The 22338-nt window shown below is 62.6% G+C and carries 23 protein-coding genes and 1 pseudogene; 16 read left to right on the top strand and 8 right to left on the bottom strand.

The window, feature by feature from the left end:
- The first annotated feature begins 11 nt into the window (after positions 1–11).
- A complete protein-coding gene (locus GN234_RS20090) occupies positions 12–263 on the top strand; it encodes a YfhL family 4Fe-4S dicluster ferredoxin (RefSeq protein WP_003206534.1) in 252 nt (83 codons plus the stop codon).
- A 163-nt stretch (positions 264–426) separates the two neighbouring features.
- Here GN234_RS20090 and GN234_RS20085 read toward each other — a convergent pair whose 3' ends face one another.
- Genes GN234_RS20085 through GN234_RS20075 form a run of 3 tightly spaced genes read right to left on the bottom strand, consistent with a single transcriptional unit; the run spans position 427 to position 2463 of the window.
- On the bottom strand, positions 427–747 hold the full coding sequence (locus GN234_RS20085; protein ID WP_176688962.1) for a multidrug transporter: 321 nt from the start codon (positions 745–747) through the stop codon (positions 427–429).
- 57 nt (positions 748–804) lie between these two features.
- Positions 805–1617 (bottom strand): bifunctional DNA-formamidopyrimidine glycosylase/DNA-(apurinic or apyrimidinic site) lyase, encoded by an 813-nt coding sequence (mutM, locus tag GN234_RS20080; RefSeq protein WP_003206537.1) that lies wholly within the window; start codon positions 1615–1617, stop codon positions 805–807.
- A 30-nt stretch (positions 1618–1647) separates the two neighbouring features.
- A complete protein-coding gene (locus GN234_RS20075) occupies positions 1648–2463 on the bottom strand; it encodes an HDOD domain-containing protein (RefSeq protein WP_162893932.1) in 816 nt (271 codons plus the stop codon).
- A gap of 233 nt (positions 2464–2696) precedes the next feature.
- On the opposite strand from GN234_RS20075, the gene GN234_RS20070 reads away from it, so the two are divergent.
- From GN234_RS20070 to ilvD, 3 genes are all read left to right on the top strand, one after another.
- Entirely contained in the window at positions 2697–3236 is a 540-nt protein-coding gene (locus GN234_RS20070) for a type 1 glutamine amidotransferase domain-containing protein (RefSeq protein ID WP_176688961.1), read from the top strand.
- A gap of 290 nt (positions 3237–3526) precedes the next feature.
- Positions 3527–4723, top strand: a complete 1197-nt coding sequence (locus tag GN234_RS20065; RefSeq protein ID WP_003206543.1) for a class I SAM-dependent rRNA methyltransferase — start codon at positions 3527–3529, stop codon at positions 4721–4723.
- A 407-nt stretch (positions 4724–5130) separates the two neighbouring features.
- Complete coding sequence (gene ilvD, locus GN234_RS20060) at positions 5131–6972, top strand: dihydroxy-acid dehydratase (protein WP_109752447.1); 1842 nt, start codon at positions 5131–5133, stop codon at positions 6970–6972.
- A gap of 197 nt (positions 6973–7169) precedes the next feature.
- Here the strand turns inward: ilvD and GN234_RS20055 are convergent, their stop codons facing one another.
- Positions 7170–8225, bottom strand: a complete 1056-nt coding sequence (locus tag GN234_RS20055; RefSeq protein WP_109752449.1) for an HAD family hydrolase — start codon at positions 8223–8225, stop codon at positions 7170–7172.
- A gap of 242 nt (positions 8226–8467) precedes the next feature.
- Between GN234_RS20055 and GN234_RS20050 the strand changes: the two genes are divergently transcribed.
- Positions 8468–9859, top strand: coding sequence for an L-cystine transporter (locus tag GN234_RS20050; RefSeq protein ID WP_176688960.1), 1392 nt, complete (start codon positions 8468–8470; stop codon positions 9857–9859).
- A gap of 57 nt (positions 9860–9916) precedes the next feature.
- Here GN234_RS20050 and GN234_RS20045 read toward each other — a convergent pair whose 3' ends face one another.
- Positions 9917–10429 carry a dihydrofolate reductase gene (locus GN234_RS20045; RefSeq protein ID WP_109752452.1) on the bottom strand — a complete coding sequence of 171 codons (513 nt, stop codon included), beginning with the start codon at positions 10427–10429 and terminating at the stop codon, positions 9917–9919.
- Positions 10430–10515: 86 nt separating this feature from the next.
- On the opposite strand from GN234_RS20045, the gene GN234_RS20040 reads away from it, so the two are divergent.
- A complete protein-coding gene (locus tag GN234_RS20040) occupies positions 10516–11883 on the top strand; it encodes a DUF2868 domain-containing protein (RefSeq protein WP_176688959.1) in 1368 nt (455 codons plus the stop codon).
- A pseudogene (locus tag GN234_RS20035) lies at positions 11876–13250 on the top strand (GTPase/DUF3482 domain-containing protein). Before GN234_RS20040 ends, GN234_RS20035 begins: the two are co-directional and overlap by 8 nt.
- Before the next feature lie 200 nt (positions 13251–13450).
- On the opposite strand, the gene GN234_RS20030 reads toward GN234_RS20035, so the two are convergent.
- On the bottom strand, positions 13451–13942 hold the full coding sequence (locus GN234_RS20030) for a 2-thiouracil desulfurase family protein (protein WP_176688958.1): 492 nt from the start codon (positions 13940–13942) through the stop codon (positions 13451–13453).
- A 2-nt stretch (positions 13943–13944) separates the two neighbouring features.
- Positions 13945–14577 (bottom strand): 2OG-Fe(II) oxygenase, encoded by a 633-nt coding sequence (locus tag GN234_RS20025; protein WP_116833680.1) that lies wholly within the window; start codon positions 14575–14577, stop codon positions 13945–13947.
- A gap of 141 nt (positions 14578–14718) precedes the next feature.
- On the opposite strand from GN234_RS20025, the gene GN234_RS20020 reads away from it, so the two are divergent.
- Positions 14719–15462, top strand: coding sequence for a DUF2059 domain-containing protein (locus GN234_RS20020; protein WP_109752461.1), 744 nt, complete (start codon positions 14719–14721; stop codon positions 15460–15462).
- A 129-nt stretch (positions 15463–15591) separates the two neighbouring features.
- Here the strand turns inward: GN234_RS20020 and bipL are convergent, their stop codons facing one another.
- On the bottom strand, positions 15592–16539 hold the full coding sequence (gene bipL / locus GN234_RS20015; protein ID WP_163856270.1) for a phospholipase BipL: 948 nt from the start codon (positions 16537–16539) through the stop codon (positions 15592–15594).
- A 108-nt stretch (positions 16540–16647) separates the two neighbouring features.
- Here bipL and GN234_RS20010 point away from each other — a divergent pair, with 108 nt between their 5' ends.
- From GN234_RS20010 to sctL, 8 genes are all read left to right on the top strand, one after another.
- Positions 16648–17223, top strand: coding sequence for a DUF6436 domain-containing protein (locus GN234_RS20010; protein ID WP_109752464.1), 576 nt, complete (start codon positions 16648–16650; stop codon positions 17221–17223).
- 404 nt (positions 17224–17627) lie between these two features.
- Positions 17628–18551, top strand: coding sequence for a sigma 54-interacting transcriptional regulator (locus tag GN234_RS20005; RefSeq protein WP_116833683.1), 924 nt, complete (start codon positions 17628–17630; stop codon positions 18549–18551).
- A 93-nt stretch (positions 18552–18644) separates the two neighbouring features.
- Positions 18645–18854 carry a type III secretion apparatus protein RspA gene (locus tag GN234_RS20000; protein WP_109752469.1) on the top strand — a complete coding sequence of 70 codons (210 nt, stop codon included), beginning with the start codon at positions 18645–18647 and terminating at the stop codon, positions 18852–18854.
- Between the two features lie 61 nt (positions 18855–18915).
- Entirely contained in the window at positions 18916–19845 is a 930-nt protein-coding gene (locus GN234_RS19995; RefSeq protein WP_176688957.1) for a type III secretion protein, read from the top strand.
- Between the two features lie 46 nt (positions 19846–19891).
- On the top strand, positions 19892–20266 hold the full coding sequence (gene sctI / locus GN234_RS19990) for a type III secretion system inner rod subunit SctI (RefSeq protein ID WP_109752471.1): 375 nt from the start codon (positions 19892–19894) through the stop codon (positions 20264–20266).
- A gap of 14 nt (positions 20267–20280) precedes the next feature.
- A complete protein-coding gene (gene sctJ / locus GN234_RS19985) occupies positions 20281–21168 on the top strand; it encodes a type III secretion system inner membrane ring lipoprotein SctJ (RefSeq protein ID WP_176688956.1) in 888 nt (295 codons plus the stop codon).
- Positions 21165–21755, top strand: a complete 591-nt coding sequence (locus GN234_RS19980; RefSeq protein ID WP_176688955.1) for a hypothetical protein — start codon at positions 21165–21167, stop codon at positions 21753–21755. Before sctJ ends, GN234_RS19980 begins: the two co-directional genes overlap by 4 nt.
- The gene (gene sctL, locus GN234_RS19975) at positions 21733–22326 is read left to right on the top strand and encodes a type III secretion system stator protein SctL (protein WP_176688954.1); all 594 of its coding nucleotides are present in this window, start codon (positions 21733–21735) and stop codon (positions 22324–22326) included. The genes GN234_RS19980 and sctL overlap by 23 nt, the downstream gene beginning before the upstream one ends.
- The last annotated feature ends 12 nt before the right edge of the window (positions 22327–22338 follow it).

Here is a 22338-nt window from a genome sequence, read left to right as displayed (position 1 = left end):
CAGGAGCCCGCATGTCCCTGATCATCACCGACGACTGCATCAATTGCGACGTCTGCGAACCCGAATGCCCGAACGAGGCCATTTCCCAAGGCGAGGAGATCTACGTCATCGACCCGAACTTGTGCACCCAGTGCGTCGGCCACTACGACGAACCGCAGTGCCAGCAGGTTTGCCCGGTGGATTGCATCCCGCTGGATGAAGCCCATCCGGAAACTGAAGAACAGTTGATGGCGAAATATCGCAAGATCACTGGCAAGGCTTGAGCCAGGTGGCTTTGCAGTGTTTGTGCCGGCCCTATCGCGAGCAGGCTCGCTCCCACAGGGATTCGCTGTGCTCACATAATTTGTGTCTTGAGCAAAATCCCTTGTGGGAGCGAGCTTGCTCGCGATAGGGCCATCAGCAGCACCCAAGATCCAACAGCCTGCCTCACTCCTGCCGCTCGAACCCCTCCCCCACACATCCCAGACACCGCACGAACGTGGCCTTCGCCGGGTCCACCACCAGCGCCTTCCCCGCATCGCTGACCCCGCCGCCCAACGCGGTAAACGGCAGAGACACCACAAATGCCCCGGTTCCAATCACCGTGGCGACGAGCAGCAACGGACGAGCGATCAGCAGGTCGCCGAGCATGGCGAAGGCCGGCGGGTTCTGGATGGTGTAGCGCGGGTCGCCGCTGCCGCTGTTCGCCAGGGCAGGCAAACCGACACTCAGCAGCAGCGCAAGAACGACAGGTCGAAACAGATTCATGGGGCGGTCCTTCGGCTTAGCAGCAGTATGACTACTGACTATAGACCGTAGGACGAATCAGCTCTGGCAGCGCGGACACCAGACACTGGCGCGCTGGCCCAGGCGAATCTCCCGCAGCCCCGTGCCACAGACCTTGCACAGCTCCCCGCCCCGACCGTAGACGAACAGCTCCTGCTGGAAATAGCCGGGCTGGCCGTCTCCACCGATGAAGTCCCGCAACGTAGTGCCACCGCGCTCGATGGCATGGGCGAGGATGCGCTTGATCTCGATCGCCAGCTTCAGGTAACGCGCCCGGGAAATGCCTCCGGCGGCCCGGCGCGGGTCGATGCCGGCGGCGAACAGCGCCTCGGTCGCGTAGATATTGCCCACGCCCACCACCACCGCGTTGTCCATGATGAACGGCTTGACCGCCATGGAGCGCCCCCGCGAGAGCTGGAACAACCGTTCGCCATCGAACAAGTCGGTCAACGGCTCGGGACCAAGACGAATCAATAATTCGTGATTGAACGGATCGAGGCTCCAGAGCATCGCGCCAAAGCGTCGAGGGTCGGTGTAGCGCAGGGCCAGGCCGGACTCCAGCTCGATGTCCACGTGCTCGTGCTTGGCGGCAGGCATGCCCACCTCCACCAACCGCAGGTTGCCGGACATGCCCAGATGGCTGATCAACGTACCGACCTCGGCATTGATCAACAGGTACTTGGCACGCCGCTCCACCTGCACGATGCGCTGGCCCGAGAGCCGCACATCGAGGTCTTCCGGAATCGGCCAGCGCAGGCGACGGTCGCGGACCACCACGCGGCTGACCCGCTGGCCTTCAAGATGGGGGGCGATTCCGCGACGGGTGGTTTCGACTTCCGGCAGTTCTGGCATGAGGTTCTCGAGTCAGGCGAAGCTGCGCACTCAACGAGAGGCGAGGTCGCGAATTTCCTGTTTCTGGGTCTGGAAGTCGTATTCCGACAAACCGATGTAATCGAGCACCAACGGCCCGACACACGCCCACTCATGGTCTTCGGCCTGATTGCCGAGCACCCGATGGGACGCACAGATATTCTCGGACATTTTCAGGATCGCCAGCAGGTTTTTCAGCTGGCTGTTATTGCGTGAAGACTCGTCGCTGAAGATCGCCAGGGCGTTGTGGTGGTTGGCGATGGCCTGGCTGACGTGATCCGGCAGGCGCCAGGACTTGGAGGTGTAGTAACCGACCACAGCATGGTTGGTGTTGAACACGCGGTTCTCGGTGTCCACCACCCGGCATTCGGCGCTGGCATTGGCGTAGGCCTCTTCCAACACGCCCATGTAGTTGGGGAACTGCTTGAGCATCAGCGGTACGCCGCAGTCGTGGAACAAGCCCAACGCATAGGCTTCGTCGCCATTCTCCAGGCCGACCCGCTTGGCCAGGGTCAGGCTGGTCATCGCCACGTCCTGGGCGGTATCCCAGAAGCGATTCAGGGTGACGATGGCGTCGTCGTGCAGCTCGCCCTTGATCGACTGCGCATTGATCAGGTTGATGATCGAACGGCTGCCCAACAGGTTCACCGCACGCTGGATCGAGGTGATCTTGTTGCGCAGGCCGTAATACGGCGAGTTGACGATCTTGAGCAAGGCCCCCGAGAGGCCCGGATCCTGGGAGATCAACTTGGCGATGGTCTCCAGGTCCGGGTCGGGCATGTACTGTTCCATCTGCAGATCCACCATGATCTGCGGCTGGGGCGGCACACTGATCCCTTGCAGGGACTGTTGGATCTGTTCGGCGGAAAGTTCTTGGGACATGAGTACACACTCTGGGTCAGGTGGGGATTCTAACCCTTAAAGATGGATCCGATACACCGCCGGGTAGATCGGCGGAACTTTCATCCAGGCATCGGCTTCGGACTTTACAGGGCCGACAGCCAAGCCTGCCTACAGGCTTGAGTCGGCAGTCCAGTCACTCAGCTTGAGGAGATTTATTCATGCCAGGCTCCCTGAACAGCAAACGTGTCGCCATCCTGGTGACCGACGGTTTTGAACAAGCCGAACTGACAGGCCCCCAGCAGGCGCTGGAACAGGCCGGCGTCAAAGTGGACATCGTTTCGGCCCGTGAAGGCCAGGTCAAGGGTTGGAACCATGACCAGCCGGCCGACGACTTCCCGATTGACCTGACCTTCAAGGCCGCCAATGTCGAGCAGTACGACGCCGTGGTGCTGCCCGGTGGCGTGCAGAACTCCGACACCATCCGCATCGACCCCGACGCGCAGAAACTGGTCAAGGGCTTCGAGTTGGCAGGCAAGCCCATTGCGGTGATCTGCCATGGTGGCTGGCTGCTGGTGTCGAGCGGGCTGGTCAAGGGCAAGACCATGACAAGCTACAAGACCCTCAAGGATGACCTGGTCAATGCTGGCGCGAACTGGGTCGACCAGGAAGTGGTCAAGGACGGCACGTTGATCAGCAGCCGCCAGCCCGATGACATCCCGGCATTCAACCGCGAGTTGCTCAGCGCGTTGTCCGCTTGATAACTCGAGGCCACTGCCAAACTGTCGAGCCGGGGACACGATGTACCTGTGGCGAGGGGATTTATCCCCGCTGGAGCGCGAAGCGGTCCCCAAAATAGCTGGCTCGGTCAGGCTAATACATCGCGTTCCCAGGTTTTAGGGCTGCTTCGCAGCCCAGCGGGGATAAATCCCCTCGCCACAGGTTCCGTGTTCGGCTTGCCGACAGGGCGTGCGCCCACGTTTCATCGCCCTTCAAACCCGCCGTACACTTCAACACGGTATACTCCCGCTCTTTTTTCCGGAGCGACGTCATGTCCCTGCCTAGCCTGCGCCTCAAAGCCAACGCCGACCGTCGCCTGCGCGCCGGCCACCTGTGGGTCTACAGTAACGAAATCGATGTAGCGGCCACCCCTCTGCACGGCTTCAAGGCCGGCGACCAGGCCATCCTCGAGGCCGCCGGCGGCAAGCCGCTGGGCATCGTCGCGATGAGCCCCAACAACCTGATCTGCGCCCGCCTGTTGTCCCGTGACGTGAAGCTGCCGCTGGACAAATCCCTGCTGGTGCATCGCCTCAACGTAGCGCTGTCGTTGCGCGAACGCCTGTTCGACAAGCCGTTCTATCGCCTGGTCTACGGCGATTCCGACCTGCTGCCGGGCCTGGTGGTCGACCGTTTCGGCGATATCCTGGTGGTGCAGATCGCCTCCGCCACCATGGAAGCCCACAAGGACGACGTGATCGCCGCCCTGACCCAGGTGCTCAAGCCCAGCGGCATCCTGTTCAAGAACGACTCCGCCGCCCGCGATGCCGAAGGCCTGAACCGCTACGTCGAGACCGTGTTCGGCCTGGTGCCGGAATGGGTCGCCCTGGAAGAGAACGGCGTGAAGTTCGAAGCGCCGGTCATGGAAGGCCAGAAAACCGGCTGGTTCTACGACCACCGCATGAACCGCGCACGCCTGGCACCCTATGCCAAGGGCAAGCGCGTACTGGACCTGTTCAGCTATATCGGCGGCTGGGGCGTGCAAGCCGCAGCGTTCGGCGCCAGTGAAGTGTTCTGCGTCGATGCCTCGGCCTTTGCCCTCGATGGCGTCGAGCGCAACGCCGCGTTGAACGGCTTTGCCGAGAAACTGACCTGCATCGAAGGCGATGTGTTCGAGGCCCTGAAGGAGCTCAAGGCCAGCGAAGAGCGTTTCGACGTGATCGTGGCCGACCCACCGGCCTTCATCAAGCGCAAGAAGGACCTGAAGAACGGCGAAGGCGCCTATCGCCGCCTCAATGAGCAAGCCATGCGCCTGCTCAGCAAGGACGGCATCCTGGTCAGCGCGTCGTGCTCGATGCACCTGCCCGAAGACGACCTGCAAAACATCTTGCTGACCAGCGCCCGCCATCTGGACCGCAACATCCAACTGCTCGAGCGCGGCGGCCAGGGGCCGGACCATCCGGTACACCCGGCCATCGCCGAAACCCGCTACATCAAGAGCATTACCTGCCGGTTGTTGCCCAACAGCTGAGGCCGGGCGGGGCCAGTGCCGTAGCGCTGAGCCCCCCGGCTGGCAACCTGATCGCAGCCTTGGCTGCGATTTTTTTCGCGTGTCCGATCAGTCCCCACCTTGCAAGTCACCCTGCTCCGACAGCGTAACAGCGGGTTGTTGGTCGGCTGAACCCTGCCAGTCGTCATCCCAAGCGCGACATTGGCGTCCGATCAGCGCTTTGCGTCATTTCATCCTGGCGCCAGCGGTGTAGAATCGCGACATTCATCGCCATTCATCCCCGGCGGGTTTATGAGCTCATGCTGAGGCGCGCAGTGATCCTGCAAAGTCATCGGCCACTTCCGGACACACGGCCAAACCCGGGTGCTCCAGACGTCGACAGAAGCTCACTTCCCCTTTGATATCTGATTAGCCGCCCGGAGTGCTCCATGCCTGATTACCGCTCGAAAACATCCACCCATGGCCGCAACATGGCCGGCGCCCGTGCCTTGTGGCGCGCCACGGGGATGAAGGATGACGACTTCAAGAAGCCGATCATCGCCATTGCCAACTCCTTCACCCAGTTCGTACCGGGCCACGTCCACCTCAAGGACCTGGGCCAATTGGTCGCCCGGGAAATCGAACGCGCCGGCGGCGTTGCCAAGGAATTCAACACCATCGCCGTGGACGACGGCATCGCCATGGGCCACGACGGCATGCTCTATTCGCTGCCGAGCCGCGAGATCATCGCCGACTCCGTGGAATACATGGTCAACGCCCACTGCGCCGACGCCATCGTGTGCATTTCCAACTGCGACAAGATCACCCCAGGCATGCTCATGGCTGCCCTGCGCCTGAACATCCCGGTGATCTTCGTTTCCGGCGGGCCGATGGAAGCGGGCAAGACCAAGCTTGCCAGCCACGGTCTCGACCTGGTGGATGCCATGGTGATTGCCGCCGACTCCAGCGCCTCTGACGAGAAGGTCGCCGAATACGAGCGCAGCGCCTGCCCGACCTGCGGTTCGTGCTCCGGCATGTTCACCGCCAACTCGATGAACTGCCTGACCGAAGCCCTGGGCCTGGCCCTGCCGGGCAACGGTTCGACCCTGGCTACCCACAGCGATCGCGAACAACTGTTCCTGCAAGCCGGCCGGACCATCGTCGAGCTGTGCAAGCGCTACTACGGCGAAAACGACGAATCGGTGCTGCCGCGCAACATCGCCAACTTCAAGGCGTTCGAAAACGCCATGACCCTGGACATCGCCATGGGCGGTTCCACCAACACCATCCTGCACTTGCTGGCCGCTGCCCAGGAAGCCGAGATCGATTTCGACCTGCGCGACATCGACCGCCTGTCCCGTCACGTACCGCAACTGTGCAAGGTCGCGCCGAACATCCAGAAGTACCACATGGAAGACGTGCACCGTGCCGGTGGGATCTTCAGCATCCTCGGCTCCCTGGCCCGTGGCGGCCTGTTGCACACCGACCTGCCGACCGTGCACAGCAAGACCATGGCCGAGGCCATCGCCAAGTGGGACATCACCCAGACCACCGACGAAGCCGTGCATCACTTCTTCAAGGCTGGCCCGGCAGGCATTCCGACGCAAACCGCGTTCAGCCAGTCGACCCGTTGGGAAACCCTGGACGACGACCGTGAAAACGGCTGCATCCGCAGCGTCGAGCACGCCTACTCCAAGGAAGGCGGTCTGGCCGTGCTGTACGGCAACATCGCCCTGGACGGCTGCGTGGTGAAGACCGCCGGCGTCGACGAGTCGATCCATGTGTTCGAAGGCAACGCGAAGATTTTCGAAAGCCAGGACAGTGCCGTGCGCGGCATCCTCGCCGACGAAGTGAAGGCCGGCGACATCGTGATCATTCGCTACGAAGGTCCGAAAGGCGGCCCGGGCATGCAGGAAATGCTCTACCCAACCTCCTACCTGAAGTCCAAGGGCCTGGGCAAAGCCTGCGCCCTGCTGACCGACGGCCGCTTCTCTGGCGGCACCTCGGGCCTGTCCATCGGCCACGCCTCGCCGGAAGCGGCGGCTGGAGGTGCCATCGGCCTGGTGCGCGATGGCGACAAGGTCCTGATCGACATTCCGAACCGCTCGATCAACCTGTTGATCAGCGACGAAGAACTGGCCGGTCGCCGCGTCGAACAGGACAACAAAGGCTGGAAGCCGGTGGAAGTGCGTCCGCGCAAAGTCACCACCGCGCTCAAGGCCTACGCCCTGCTCGCCACCAGCGCCGACAAGGGCGCGGTGCGGAACAAGGCGATGCTCGACGGCCTGTAAGCGTCGTTAGCCGCAATAAAAATGCCCCGCCAAGTGCGGGGCATTTTCTTTGCGGTGAGACAGGTCACAGATGATCAACTGTGGGAGCGAGCCTGCTCGCGATAGCGGCGTATCAGCCAAAAAAAATGCCGCTGACCTGACGCCATCGCGAGCAGGCTCGCTCCCACAGGGTTGGTGAGTTCATCCGCAACCCGGGTTTACTGGATATCCTCGGGCTTGACGATCACCCAGTTCTTGTCCGCCGTCACCGGTAGCCCTTCCTTGGCCTGGGCCGCAGCGTGCTTGGCCATCATGCCGTTAATCTGGGTCATGTATTTGTCCTTGCGGTTGACCCACAGGTGAATGCCGCCCTTGGCCACGTCCACATCGTGGAACAGCATGTAGCCGTCACTGCTCGGTGTGTCACCCGCCACCAGCACCGGTTTTTTCCATTCGTCGATGTAGGTCAGGATCGCCGCGTGCTTGCCGGCCATCCAGGTCGCCGGGGTCCACAGATAAGGCGTGTATTCCAGGCCGAGGTTGGCCTTCTCGTCATATTTTCCGTTGGTGATCTGTTTGCGAGCGGTGGTCAGCTCGCCGGTCTTGCGGTCCTTGAGCAGCGTGGTCACACCTATCACGTTCTGCGGCTTGAGGTTGTAGCCGTACTTCGGATCGGAGGCGACCATGCGCACCAGCTCTTCCGACGCCGCGGTCATGACATAGACCTCGATGCCGTTTTCCATCAGCTTGTTGTACAGCTCGGCCTGGCCGGTGAAGATCTTGGGCGGGTTGACGTTGTACTGGACCACTTTGTCGCCGTCGTAATAGGTGGTCGGCACGGGCTTGCCGGACGCCATCAGCTCATCGACATACCCCTTGAGCTCCTTGAGGGTAAAACCGGAAAACACCTGGGCCACCCACGGGTAGCAAACCATGTCGTCCACTTCGCACAGGCGATAGTAATAGCTGAACAGACTTTCCTTGTGGTCAGCCGTGTCCTTGAACGGCATCAGTTTCAAGGACGGGTCCAGGCTTTCACGGGTGATGAGGCCCTTGTTCTCCATGAACGGCAGCAACGATTCTTCAAGGTCGTAGCGGTAACTGGTGTTGTCCATGTCGAACACCGCGTAGTTACCCTTGTTGGCGTTGGCTGCGATCATCGCGTCCAAGGCCTTGGCCTGCTCGGCCGGCCAGTGCTTGAGTTCGGTGGCGAGCACTTGGCCGGCAAGGCCCAGGCTCAAGGCGACAGCGAGAAAACGAGGTACGAGCTTCATCGGCATTCCTCCCAGGTTTGAAGAACTCGACGCTAACAAATGCCTGTGACAGTCCTCGCCTGTGGGCGACCGCTTACATCTTGATAGCGCCAGCGACATACCCGTAAACGTCACTGCCTTATTCCATAAACGACAATCTACATGCGTTTTTAGTATTAATTCATTAGTTATCAGGCTGTTAGGCTTCCCGGCTCACAGTCGCGGCTTCGGGCGACTGGCACGTCTTATCGGAGTCTCTTTAGATGAATCTGCCGCTGATCCTCAATCTGCTGGTATTCCTCGCCTTGCTGTTCGGCCTGGCGCAAACCCGTCACCGCACCTGGAGCCTGGCCAGGAAGGTGCTGCTGGCGCTGGTGCTGGGCGTGGTGTTCGGTATTGCCCTACACACGATTTACGGCGCCGGCAACCCGGTGCTCAAGGCCTCGATCGGCTGGTTCGACCTGGTGGGCAACGGCTACGTACAGTTGCTGCAAATGATCGTCATCCCGCTGGTCTTCGCCTCGATCCTCAGCGCCGTGGCCCGTCTGCATAACGCTTCGTCCCTGGGCAAGATCAGCTTCCTGACCATCGGCACGCTGTTGTTCACCACCGCCATCGCCGCGCTGATCGGCATCGGCCTGACCAACCTGTTCGGCCTCACCGCCGAAGGCCTGGTGGCCGGTACCCAGGAACTGGCGCGCCTGCAGGTGATCCAGAGCGACTATGCCGGCAAGGTCGCCGACCTGAATATCCCGCAGTTGCTGCTGTCGTTCATTCCGCAGAACCCCTTTGCCGACCTGGCCCGGGCCAAGCCGACCTCGATCATCAGCGTGGTGATTTTCGCCGCGTTCCTCGGTGTCGCGGCGTTGCATCTGCTCAAGGATGACGTGGAAAAAGGCCAGAAAGTGATCAACGCCATCGACACCCTGCAAAGCTGGGTGACGCGCCTGGTGCGCCTGGTGATGAAGCTCACCCCGTACGGCGTGCTGGCCCTGATGACTAAGGTGGTAGCTGGCTCCAACTTGCAGGACATCATCAAGCTCGGCAGCTTCGTGGTGGTGTCGTACCTGGGGCTGGGCCTGATGTTCGTGGTCCATGGCCTGCTGGTGTCCGCCGCCGGGATCAACCCGCTGCGGTTTTTCCGCAAGATCTGGCCGGTGCTGACCTTCGCCTTCACCAGCCGCTCCAGCGCCGCGACCATCCCGTTGAGCATCGAAGCCCAGACCAGCCGCCTCGGCATCCCGCGGGCGATTGCCAGCTTCAGCGCCTCGTTCGGCGCCACCATCGGCCAGAATGGTTGTGCCGGTCTTTATCCAGCCATGCTGGCGGTGATGGTCGCGCCGACCGTGGGCATCAACCCGCTGGATCCGCTATGGATCGCGACGCTGGTGGCGATCGTGACGTTGAGTTCGGCCGGGGTGGCCGGGGTCGGTGGCGGCGCCACATTTGCCGCGTTGATCGTGCTGCCGGCCATGGGCTTGCCGGTCGCGCTGGTGGCGTTGCTGATCTCCGTCGAGCCACTGATCGACATGGGGCGTACGGCGCTGAACGTCAGCGGCTCGATCACCGCCGGGGCGATCACCAGCCAGGTGATGCAGCAGACCGACAAGGCCCTGCTGGATGCCGAGGAGCATGGGGAGTTGGTGCACGCTTGATTGCCTGATACCTGTGGGAGCAAAGCCTTGCTCCCACAGGTATAGTTCCCACAGGGCTTACAGTTTTTCCCACACCTCAAAGCTGTAGGCCGGCTTGTCCCCTTCGGCCGGGTTCGGCTGGTTCGACACCAGCTTCCACTGGCTCGAATCAAATTGCGGAAACCACGCATCCCCTTCCGGGCTCAGCGCCACGCGGGTCAGGTACAGCCGATCCGCCTGCTCCAGGGCCTGGGCGTACAGCTGGGCACCGCCGATCAACATCAACTCGTCGACGCCCTGTTCCAGCGCCCACGCCTCGGCCCGCGCCACTGCTGCCTCCAAGGAGGAAAACACTTCGGCGCCCTCCAGCACCAAGTCCGGCTGACGGCTGACCACGATGTTCAAGCGCCCCGGCAGCGGTCGACCAAGGGAGTCCCAGGTCTTGCGCCCCATGATGATCGGTTTGCCCAGGGTGGTGGCCTTGAAGTATTTGAAATCCCCTGGCAGGTGCCAGGGCATGCTGTTGTCGACGCCGATCACACGGTTTTCACCGAGGGCTGCGATCAGGCTTAAGGGGAGAGTTTTGTTCATGGCCGCGAGGATACCAGAGGCTCGGCGTACCCCGACAGGCATCACAGCGGTTATGCTCAACCCTCATTCGAGCAACGGAAGCACCCGTGACAGCACTGCAGAACCTCTGGTTGACCGAGACGATACGCCTGCGTGAAGAACACGCCGGCCCGCTCGAGGACCAGGAAGCCAATCGCCTGGCCCGCGCATCAGGCGGCAACTTAGCCACCCGCATCCGCCACCGCGCCCGCTGGCTGGCCGAGCGCGATGGCCTCACCGAGGCCCTGCGCCATTGGCTGCAAGGGGCGCGCCTGGCGCTGATCGCATTGGCGCTGCTCGCCATCATCAGTGGTGCCGGCCTGGGGTTTGCCGCACTCGGCGACGGGCAAACCCCGGTCAACGTGTTCTGGGCCTTGGGCAGCCTTTTGGGGCTGAACCTGATTCTGCTCATCTCCTGGGCCCTGGGCCTGATCTTCGCCGGTGAGCAAGGTGCCGCACTGGGGCGCCTGTGGCTGTGGCTCAGCGAAAAACTCGCCCGCGATGCCAAGGCCGCCCAACTGGCGCCGGCCCTGCTGCTGTTGCTGCAAAGGCATAAACTCAATCGCTGGGCCCTCGGCGTGTTGGTGAATGGCCTGTGGCTGCTGGCGATGCTCAGTGCGCTGGTCATTGTGTTGCTGCTGATGGCGACCCGGCGCTATGGCTTCGTCTGGGAAACCACCCTGCTGGGCAGCGACACCTTCGTCGCCATGACCCAAGCCCTCGGCGCGCTGCCTGCCCTGCTGGGCTTCAGTGTGCCAGCAGTGGAGATGATCCGCGCCAGTGGCGACACCGCGCTGAACATCGAGAGCGCCCGCCAGGCCTGGGCCGCCTGGCTGGTGGGCGTGCTGCTGGTCTATGGCGTGGTGCCGCGCCTGGGCCTGGCGCTGCTGTGTCTGTGGCACTGGCGGCGTGGTCGGGCCACGCTGCGCCTGGATTTGAACCTGCCGGGCTACGCCCAATTGCGTGAACGGCTGATGCCCAGCAGCGAGCGCCTGGGGGTCAACGACGCCGCACCCGCGCAATTGCACGCCATCGAAAATGCGGTCAGTGCAATGGACAGCGACGGCGCGCTGCTGGTGGCGATCGAACTGGACGACCGACCTTGGCCGCCCAAGCTGCCCGAAACCGTGAAAAACGCCGGCATCCTCGACAGCCGCGAGTCGCGCCACAAACTCCTCGAACAACTGTCACGCTTTCCTCCGGCACGACTGGCCATTGCCTGTGACCCACGGCGTTCACCGGATCGCGGCAGCCTGGCGCTGATCGCCGAGCTGGCCCGCAGCGCCAGCGCCACCCGCGTCTGGCTGTTGCAGGCGCCGCCCGGCGAAGCGCTGGACGCCGAACGCCTGGGGGACTGGCACACTGCGCTGCAACAGTTGCAGCTGCCCTTCGCCGACTGCATGCCCTTGAACTGGTTGGAGACCGGCCATGACTGAGCCCATGAAGCCGCTGAAGCTGGCCGTGGTCGGTCACACCAATGTGGGCAAGACCTCGCTGCTGCGTACCTTGACCCGCGACGTCGGCTTCGGCGAGGTGTCCCATCGCCCGAGCACCACCCGGCATGTCGAGGGTGCGCGTTTGTCGGTGGACGGCGAAGCGCTGCTGGAGCTGTACGACACACCGGGCCTGGAGGACGCCATCGCCCTGCTCGATTACCTCGAGCGCCTGGAGCGCCCGGGTGAACGCCTGGACGGCCCGGCGCGCCTGGCCCGTTTCCTCGAGGGCAGCGAGGCCCGGCAGCGCTTCGAACAGGAAGCCAAGGTGCTGCGGCAACTGCTCGCCAGCGATGCCGGGCTGTATGTGATCGATGCCCGGGAGCCGGTGCTGGCCAAGTACCGCGATGAGCTGGAAGTCCTCGCCAGTTGTGGCAAGCCGCTGCTGCCGGTATTGAATTTCGTCAGCAGCGCCCACCATCGCGAGCCCGACTGGCGCGAAGCCCTGGCGCGCCTGGGCCTGCACGCCCTGGTACGGTTCGACAGCGTCGCCCCGCCCGAGGACGGCGAGCGACGCCTGTATGAAAGCCTCGCACTGTTACTGGAAAGTGCCCGTGGGCAATTGGAACGACTGGTCACTGACCAACAGGCCCAACGCCTGGCTCGCCAACAGAGTGCGGGACGCTTGATCGCCGAACTGCTGATCGACTGCGCCGCCTGCCGCCGCAGCGTAGCCAGCGACGCCGAGCTGGAACGCGAAGCCATCAGTGAACTGCGCAACGCGGTGCGCCAGCGCGAGCAGCGTTGCGTCGAGGCCCTGCTCAAGCTCTACGCTTTCAGGCCCCAGGACGCTGCCGCCAGCGATCTGCCGCTGCTCGACGGGCGCTGGGGCGACGACCTGTTCAACCCCGAGACCCTCAAACAATTGGGCGTACGGGTCGGCGGCGGGATCGCGGCGGGCGCGGCGGCCGGGGCCGGCGTCGACTTGCTGGTGGGCGGCCTGACCCTTGGCGCCGCCGCCCTGGCCGGGGCCATTGTCGGCGGCACCCTGCAAACCGCCCGCAGCTATGGCAACCGGCTGATAGGCAAGCTCAAGGGGCAACGGGAACTGACGGTGGACGACAGCGTGCTGCGCCTGTTGGCCCTGCGCCAACGCCAACTGCTGCAAGCTCTCAACCAACGCGGCCACGCGGCGATGGACAGCATCCGCATCGCCACACCCCAGGACAAGACCTGGCGCGAAGGCAAGCTGCCCGAAGCCCTGAACAAGGCCCCGGGCGCATCCGCAGTGGTCATCTCTCAATCCCCAGGCGCGGTTGAGCCAGGCGGAGCGACAGGAGCAGATTGAGCAGTTGGCGCAGCGGCTCTAAGCGACACAGCGCCTGTGGCCACGTACACAAAATCCTTTGGCAAGCACACAAACCCTGTGGCGAGGGAGCTTGCTCCCGGTGGGTTGCGAAGCAACCCTGAAACCTGACACCTCGCTGTGTCAGGCCAACCGCGTCCAGGCATTTTGGGGCCGCTTCGCAGCCCAGCGGGAGCAAGCTCCCCTCGCCACAAAAGCAATCAATCAGTCGTTGATCAAGGCCTTGAGGGCCGCTGCCGCGTCAGCCAATTCCAACTCATTGAACACCCGCACGCCATGGCGCTTGAGCAACGCCGCCGTCACGCCTTCGCCACTGACCTTCACACCGCTGAACGTCCCGTCATAGGTCAACAGGTTTCCGCACGACGGGCTGTTGGCCTTGAGCACGGCGATCTGGATGCCATGGGCACGCACCAATTCCAGCGCTTGATTCGCACCAGACAGAAACTGCGCACTCACATCCTCGCCTTCGGTGGTAATCACCGCCGCCTGGCCGTCGAGCACTTGCCCGCCCTGCCCGCCAGGAATCTCCGCCGCCGCCCGAGGCGTAGGCAAGCCGCCGGCGACTTCCGGGCACAACGGCACGACCCGCCCCTCGTCGAGCCATTGCTGGAGTTGATCGAACGGCCCACTGGCACCGCCGTCGTAGCGCACGCGATGCCCGAGCAGGCAGCGACTGACCAGGATCTTTTCCATCGTCAGAACAACTCGTTGCCGCGACGGCGGAACCAACCGGTCAAGGACAGGCGATCGCGGGTGGCGGGCAGGACTTCATGGGGGATGTCGCCCGACAGGAACACCACCAGGCAACCGCCAATGGGCACCACGTCGTGCTCCACGCCATCGTCCAGGTACATGCGTAACTGGCCGCCGTGTTCCGGCAACCAATCGTCGTTGAGGTAGAGCACCGCCGACACCGTGCGCCGGTCGTCATCGCGAAAGCGGTCGACGTGCTTGAGGTAGAACGCCCCCGGAGGATAGAGGGCGAAGTGACTTTCGAAATCTTCCAGGCCCAGGAACAGCCCTCGATTCATCGCCTCGCGCAGGCTGTCCATCAGCACCAGGTATTGGTCGCAGGCTTGCGCCTGGCCGGGTTCGATCCACTGGATGCGATCACCCCGGATGCCTTCGCGGATCTCCGAGAACGGCCCGCGCCCGACCGCTGCCGGAGCCAGTTCGCCCTCGGCGGCACGCTGGCGGCATTCGGCCGCCAGGGCACGGGTCAGCGCCTGCGGCAGGAAGAGGTTCTGCTGCGACCAGCCGCGCTCGGCCAGGTCGTCGACGATACGTAACAGCAGCGGGTGATCAGAAGGTATTTGCATGGCGCGCATAGTATGCCTGTGCCTGCAAAACCGACAGCGACGCTCGGCAGGTTTTTTGCCGCCAGATAGCACCGCCGTACGAACTTGATACGAATTCTCGACAAGACCCCACACCCCACGGAGAATAGTCGGCTGCTGACAGGAGTCCCTATGCGCCGTTTGCTTTTCTCACTGTTGATGTTCTGCGTTTTGCCCGCCTGGGCAGACAGCTACGACCAGTTGTACAAGGTCGCCGGTTGGCCGGAACAGCGGGCGCATTTCAATGATGCCTTGAGCGCCGCCCAGCAGCGCTACCAGAGCAGCCTGCCGCCGGCGGTGTTCCAGGCGCTGGTGAACAACAGCAATCAACGTTTCGCCCCCCAGGCCATGGACCAGCGGGCCGAGGCGCAAATGCGCAAGAATCTTCGCGACCCTCAAGCGGCCCTGAACTTTTTCCAATCACCTTTGGGCCGCAAGGTCGTGGCGGCCGAGTTGCTGGCGACCCGACGCGATCAATTGGCGAAAAACGCCAAGGGCCTGCCGAAGATGCAAGCCAGCGACAACCGCCTGTTGATCATCGGTCACCTGGCCCAGGCCCTGCCCGCTCGCGAGGCCGGCGCCGAAGTCAGCCTGGCGATCGCCGGCGTGGCAGCCGACAGCCTGAGTTCGATGATCCCGGGGCTCTTGGGCGCTGGTCAGGCCCAGGGCATGTTGAACGGCCAGCGCCAACGGCTGATGGAACAGATCGGCGCGGACCTGAACAACACGCTGCTGTACGTCTACCGTGACCTCACGGATACCGAGCTGGAAGAGTTCGCCACCTTCGCCGAGTCGACCGAGGGCCAGGCTTATTATCAGGCGGCTTTGGCAGCGATCCGGGCGGGGTTGGCGGTAGGGCAGAATCTCGGGCAGTAGCTCTTCTGTGCCCCTGACACCGCTATCGCGAGCAGGCTCGCTCCCACACTGGGTCTGCGACGATCACAAAACCTGGGTTCACTTAAATACCCTGTGGGAGCGAGCTTGCTCGCGATGGCAATAACCCAGTCACCGCCGAACCCGGCTCATCCGCTTCGTCAAAAACCCAAACATCTCCTTCCGTATCGCCAGCGCCTCATTCGCCAAATGATGACGCCCCTCGGGCAACATCAATATCTGCGGCCGGTCGAACTTGCTGCGCAGCACTTGCAGGTTGTGCACCCAATCCACCGTCATGTCCGCCTGCCCCTGCACGATCAACGGCTGGCGTGGGCTGCTCGGGGCGGCTTCGATACGCTTGATCCATTGCCCCAACGCACCCACCCAAGCGGTGGGCAGGCGCAAAGGTTGCAACGGGTCGGCTTGCAGGAAGGGCAGGAACTGCGGGTCGGTGGAGTTCTCGCTGAAACGCCGGGCGATACCGGTCACGAACGGCTTGAGCAGGTAATAACTCAGGCGCGACCAACCCCAGGCCCGCGGCCGCACCAGGGGTGACAGCAGGATGACCTGGCCCTGGGCCGGGCTCTGTGCGCCTTGGTTAAGCACGTGATCGACGACGATGGCCCCGCCGGTGCTTTGGCCGCACAGGTGCCAGGGTTGCGGCAGGTCCAGCGTCCCGGCCTCGGCCAACAGGCCCTGCAAGGTGGCCTGGTACTCGGCAAAATCCTCGATGCTGGCGCGTTCGCCACTGGACAGGCCGTGGCCCGGTAGGTCGCAGGCGATCACCGCGAATTTCTGCTCCAGGGCCCATTCGATCAAGTGCCGGTACAGCCCCATGTGATCGTAGTAACCGTGGAACACGAACATCGTTGCCACGGCTTTTTCCGGCCACCAGACCTGGCTGACCAGTTCATAGCCTTTTATCTCGAAACACCCCAACCCCCTGCGCAACGCACGTTGGGGGAAGTCCAGCCCATAGAACCGTTGATAAGCCTGTGCTTGTTCCGACAGGGGTTGCCACTGTGCCAAGGGTTGCAGGCTGGCACGCAGGAGATCGGGGTCGAAAGTGGCAGGCATCAAGGTTTCCAGGCATGGGCGCATCGCGCGAAACAGACTTTACAAGCCTGCGATATTCATCTGTCGCGGCAGGCATGGCAAGCTACGCGGCTTCAGAGGATCGACTCCATGCGCCCATCCCACCGCACGACCTTGCTCGCCAGCCTGCTTGCCCTCGGATGCGCCATCGTATTGTGGGCGGCCTACGACTGGTTCCAGGGCCGTTTCCTGCGGGCTTTCAGCCAACACACCGCGGTGTTTTCCGGCGATCCTCTACGCCTGCCTGTCGATCTGGCCGGCCCTGGCGCGATACGCCTGGTGCACTTCTGGGACCCGGCATGCCCGTGCAACGTCGGCAACCAGCAGCACCTTTCCGAGCTGATCGATAAATATGTACCGCAAGGCGTCGAGTTTTATGCGGTACAAAAAGCCGGCAGCCAAGGTCGGCTGCCGGCCACGTTGAGCAGCTTGAAAACCCTCCCGGCGCTTCCCGGATCGAACCAGATTCCCGCCAGCCCGGCCGTGGCAATCTGGGATCGCAGCGGCAAACTGGCGTACTTCGGCCCCTACAGCGAAGGCCTGACCTGCAACTCGAGCAACAGCTTCATCGAACCGATTCTGGAGGCATTGAGCATTGGCCGGGAAGTTGATGCTACTCACACGTTGGCGGTGGGCTGTTACTGCCCATGGTCGGTTTCAAACTGACAAATTAACTACAACACGTATTGCCGGCTTGCTCTTGGGCGACGCCACAAAGTTAAGCCCAGTACTCGCCTCTAGAGCTCTTACTCAAAGTAAGGGCCTGAGCTGAACCGTTTGTCGGATCCAATTTTTCCCAAAGACGCGATTGCCCCTCCTTTTCGGCCTGTGCCCCGTGCCAGGCGGGTTGTGCAGGGCATTTGGCGCGTGCCGACCGTTTAGCTGAATCGATTAACAGCGGCCGTGCCAGCATGAACTTTTTTTTAATCTCTTCTCTAAACCTCGTAACCAACAAAATGTTGATTTCCAGTGCAGTCGCGCGGCGGCGCTAACTCGAGGAAGTTTCACACGCCTTTTCATCTTTCAACTTGTCGACCTTCCTAAACCAAACAAGAATGGAATCGTCAGTGATGCAAAAGCTGCTATGCGCTGCACTTTCCAATCCCCATAAAGAAGACGCCCTCAACCTCGAGGCGTTTGTCCAATGTGTCGCCCCGCTCATGATCGACGTGCTGCTGCGCGGCGAAACTGGCACCGGTAAAGACACGCTGGCAGAAAAGATCCATCGCATGTCGGGTTGCTCCGGCAAGTTCGTTGCGATCAACTGCGCCGCCATCCCCGAAACACTCGCCGAGAGCCAGCTCTTCGGGGCCAATACCGGCGCGTATACCGGCGCCAGCCAAAATCGCGCGGGGTTCGTCGAAGCCGCGCATAACGGCACGTTGTACCTGGACGAAATCGACAGCATGCCGTTGGGCCTGCAAGCCAAGCTGCTGCGTGTCCTGGAGTCGAGGACGGTCCAGCGGCTGGGCTCGACCCAGAATATCCCGGTGAACATGCGGGTCATCGCCTCCGCCCAGTGTCCACTGGGGGAAATGGTCGAACGCGGCGAGTTTCGCCGGGACCTTTATTTTCGCCTGAACATCATCAGCCTCAAGCTGCCCCCTCTGCGCAGCCGCAAGGAACGCATCGTGCCGCTGTTCCAGTCGCTGGTGCGGCGGGAGGCCCAGGCACTTGACCGACCCTATGTCGCTCCCTCACCAGCGCTGTTGCGCCAACTGCTCGGCTACTCCTGGCCTGGAAACATCCGCGAGCTGCAATCCGCCGCCAAGCGATATGTGCTCGGCTTGCCGGCACTGCCCCGCGCAGAACCACTGGAACACAACAGTTCAACGCTCAAGTTGAAGGAGCACCTGCAGCAGTTCGAGAAAATCCTCATCGAGGACTGCATGCGCCGCCACCATCATTGCATCGACAAGGTCATCGCCGAACTGGGTATCGCCCGGCGCACCCTGTATTACCGAATGAAGTGCCTGCAAATATCGACGAGTTGAGTGGGATCGGTGGAACCGTTTACGCAACGGTCGCCACTTAACCATCGAGACGCTCACGATCGTCTCGCCATTCCACAACCCGGAGATACGACTATGAGTTTTGGTGGACTTTCTCTCGCGGCTTCCACGGCTGCCATGCAGCAGATGGACGCGACCTCGGCTGCGATGACAACCATGAAATCCGAATTCGACCAGAAGAAACTGGTCGCAGACACCATGAACGCAATCGCGGCAGGGTCGATGGACACCGCAACCAAAGCCATCACCGCCATGGGGGAGGCATCCAAAGGCATACGATTCTGACCCATCCGCTTCAGTCCCCGCTTCGGCGGGGCAACCTCAAGCGCGATGCGCAGGAGGCCCTATGCACATTGACTTGCCAGACAGCCTTCGTGCTCTCAGAGACCTGTCCCATGACGAGCCCACGCGGCGCCCTGCCCAGACTCCACCGGGCCTGGCGAACGTGGTCGCCGAGCACCTGGCATTGCATGGGGCCGGCGACCGGTTGCGGGAGTCGCTCGTCCAGTGGGGCGACGAACAGGGTTCGACGGGCGGACAGTCTCGCTTTGGCTGGCGCAACCCCAAGGACAGATTGGCCGCAGAGACCGAAGACCCTTTGCGCCTGGTGCTGGAAGACATCCTGGAAGAGATCAACAGCGGCACCGGTTCCAACCTCGATGTCGACATCGATGACGCCTATTCCAATGAAGACCTGTTCAACGATCTGGCCCAGATGTTCGCCCATCGCCGGCAACCCATTGGTGACAATGATCTGGACAGCCAAAGCGATTTCGGCAGTGCCAACAACCCCTTCTGTGGCGCGTTGTTCGGTGCCTGGGAAATGGAGGGCGATCACGCCACGCGGCGCGGTCGTCATGACGCGAGCCTGTCGCTGCTGCTCAAGATCATCGCGGTCCTGGGCCGAAGGAAACTGTTGACGCTACTGGACATCGACGAAGGTGACGGCCAGGCGCGCTATGAACCGGACGACCAGGACCTGTTGTTCGAGATCGCGGCATTCATGGACCAGCACCCGACGCGCTATCCCCCACCGGCGACCCTCGACGCAGAACGGTGGACATGGACCGAACGCATTGCCCGCGGCACGGCACTGGACGCTCGCGAAACTCGCTTGTTCCAGCTTGCCCTGGAAGAGCTGGACTTCGCCCTGGCCCGCCTTGCCGGCCAACAGGCCCCGATACGCCAGCGCGTGCGCCGCAGCCGGGAAGAAATCGAGTTTCACCTGAGCGTCACCGGTAGCGCTCGCAACGTCTTGAGGCTGATGTGCGCCTGAAGGCACCCGCTCTTTGAATTCCAGCCATTGAAACAGGAGATATTCCGTGGACGTACATGCCATCGACCCCAGCAACCTCGCCTCCACTTCCGCCAAAACGAGCGCCAGGCCACAGGCCAGTGCCGAAACCAGCGATGTCAGTTGGTTCAATGCACAAATGCGCGAGAAAGCCCCCGCCCCGGACAGCGAAAACAATGTCGCGGCACGCATCATTGACTCGTTGTCGAGTCGCTCCGGCGAATTGCAGCGTCTGGATGATCGCGCCAACCGCGACATGATCAAGGCCGTCCGCACCGCCGACCCGCAAGATATGTTGCAGTCGAACCGGTCGTTATCGTCCTTCCACCTGGAAAGCCTGATGACCGCGAAAATAGTCAGCAAAGGCTCCCAGGCCATCGAGAAGCTCACCAATCTTCAGTAAAGGGAAGGCCGGTCATGTCCATGCGCGCGTTCTCAACACTGTTGCTGTGTCTGCTGCTCACCGGTTGTGACGAACGGACGGCGCTGCACAGCCATCTTTCCGAGCAGGATGCCAACGAAGTGATCGCCGAGTTGGCGAACAAGAACGTGGAGGCGAGCAAGCAAGTCGATAAAGACGGACTGACCGTACTGGTCGAGCCTGCCGATATGAACAGCGCCGTCCAAGTCCTCGAAGCCGCCGGCCTGCCGCGTCGGTCCCGCTCCAGCCTGGGGGAGATCTTCCGCAAGGAGGGGGTCATTTCCACGCCGATGGAAGAGCGTGCCCGCTACATCTACGCGCTGTCCCAGGAGCTCGAATCGACGCTTTCACAAATAGATGGCGTGGTGCTCGCCCGGGTCCATGTGGTCCTGCCGGAACGGGTGGCCCCGGGTGAGCCGGTCCAGCCCGCATCGGCCTCGGTCTTCATCAAGCACACCAGTGCCCTGGACCCCGACAGCATTACCCCGCGTGTGCGTAACCTGGTCGCCAGCGGGATTCCCGGCATGGCCGACGCCACTCAGAACCCGACCAAGTTATCGGTGGTATTCGTGCCCGCCGCACCCTATCAGGAACAGCGCAAGATGGCGTACTTCGGCCCCTTTCTCATGCAGGCCGATGACATCGGTTACTGGCGAGCGGTGACCGTGGCGGCAAGCATCGCCTTGCTCGCCATCCTGATGGGCGCCCTCTATGGCCTCTATCGACTATGGCGCCAGGGCGTGTTGGTGCTGCCACGGTTTCTCGAGCACAAGCTCGCCAAGCCAGCCGGAGCGCCCGCCGCACCTCAAGGCAGTGCGACACCTGGGCTGTTTGCCGTGAAACCCCCGGGGGCCAAGCCCGGCAGTAACGGTACCGCCGCATGACGGCGGAAATTGAATGGGTTCGCTGGTGGAGCCTGGCTTGGCGCGAAGCAGACCGGGACTGGTATTCATCGACGCTTTGCCTGCTGACCGCACCGCAAATCGACGCCCTCGCCCGGGGGCACCATGCCGCGCTTGCACGTAGCTTCGGCATGACCCCGTGCATGCCACCCCAACCCAGTCCGGCGCTGCAATCACTGTTCTGCGGTACACCGCGGACCTTGTTCCTTGCCTGCGAATTGGTGGCGAGCACTTGCGCACCGTTAACGGCAACGCCGGCACTTTCCACGCAAGACCGGGCCTGGTGCGAGCGCACCGCCAAAGCCCTGCGGCCGGGACACTGGCTCGAACAAGGCCAGGATCCGCTCGCACTGCTGCGCGCCTGGCTGGGTGAACGGGTCTGGGAACGTGCGCGCCTGGCGTTCCCACGCGACAGAATCATCACCATCGAATCGGTGAGCGCCCCTCAACCGCCAGCCGCCAAGCTGAACACGCTTTGGCAGTCCGCCTGCTGGAAGGCTGAGCAAAGCCTGGCAGCCCCGGCCCCTATCCAAACGGAGAAACACGATGCTCGCTCGGCGTTCGCTTGAACTGCGCCCCGATGGCCAAAGCCTGTCGCAGCCCTATATCGCCCGCGAAACCCTGGTGGATTGTGCCCGCGCGCAGGTCGTCCTCGAACAGGCCCAGGCCCAGGCTGCGCAATGGCTTGAACGCGCCAGCACAGAGGCGGACGCGTCCGTGCTTGAGGCTCAAGCTCGATTCTGGGAAAAGGCCGAGACCTTGCTCGCCGCCTGGGAAGCCCAGCGCCAAGCCATGTGGGAGCGGATCGAGACAAGCGCCGCACACCTGGTCAACGAAGCCCTGGGGACGCTGTTGAACGAGGTCCCGGAGCAGGCACGTATCGATGCGCTCGTCCGCCAACTGGCGTCGCGCCAGGACGACCCGGTCAGCGCCACCCTCCGCTGCCATCCCGAAGACCTGGCGAGCCTGACGCAGAGCCTGGGCACCGATGGCAAGCGCCCCTGGACACCGGTGGCGGATGCCGACATGGAACGACATCAACTGAAGCTGGAAACGCCAGGCGGCACATTCCTGCTCGACTGGCCCTCCGCTGTCAAAGCCTTGCGCCTGCCTGATCCACCACACATCCCTGCAAACTGACCCACCGCTATC

Source organism: Pseudomonas bijieensis (assembly GCF_013347965.1).
GTDB lineage: Bacteria > Pseudomonadota > Gammaproteobacteria > Pseudomonadales > Pseudomonadaceae > Aquipseudomonas > Aquipseudomonas bijieensis.
Note: the sequence above shows the minus strand (reverse complement) of the source record. Positions and strands in the feature narration are given on the sequence as shown.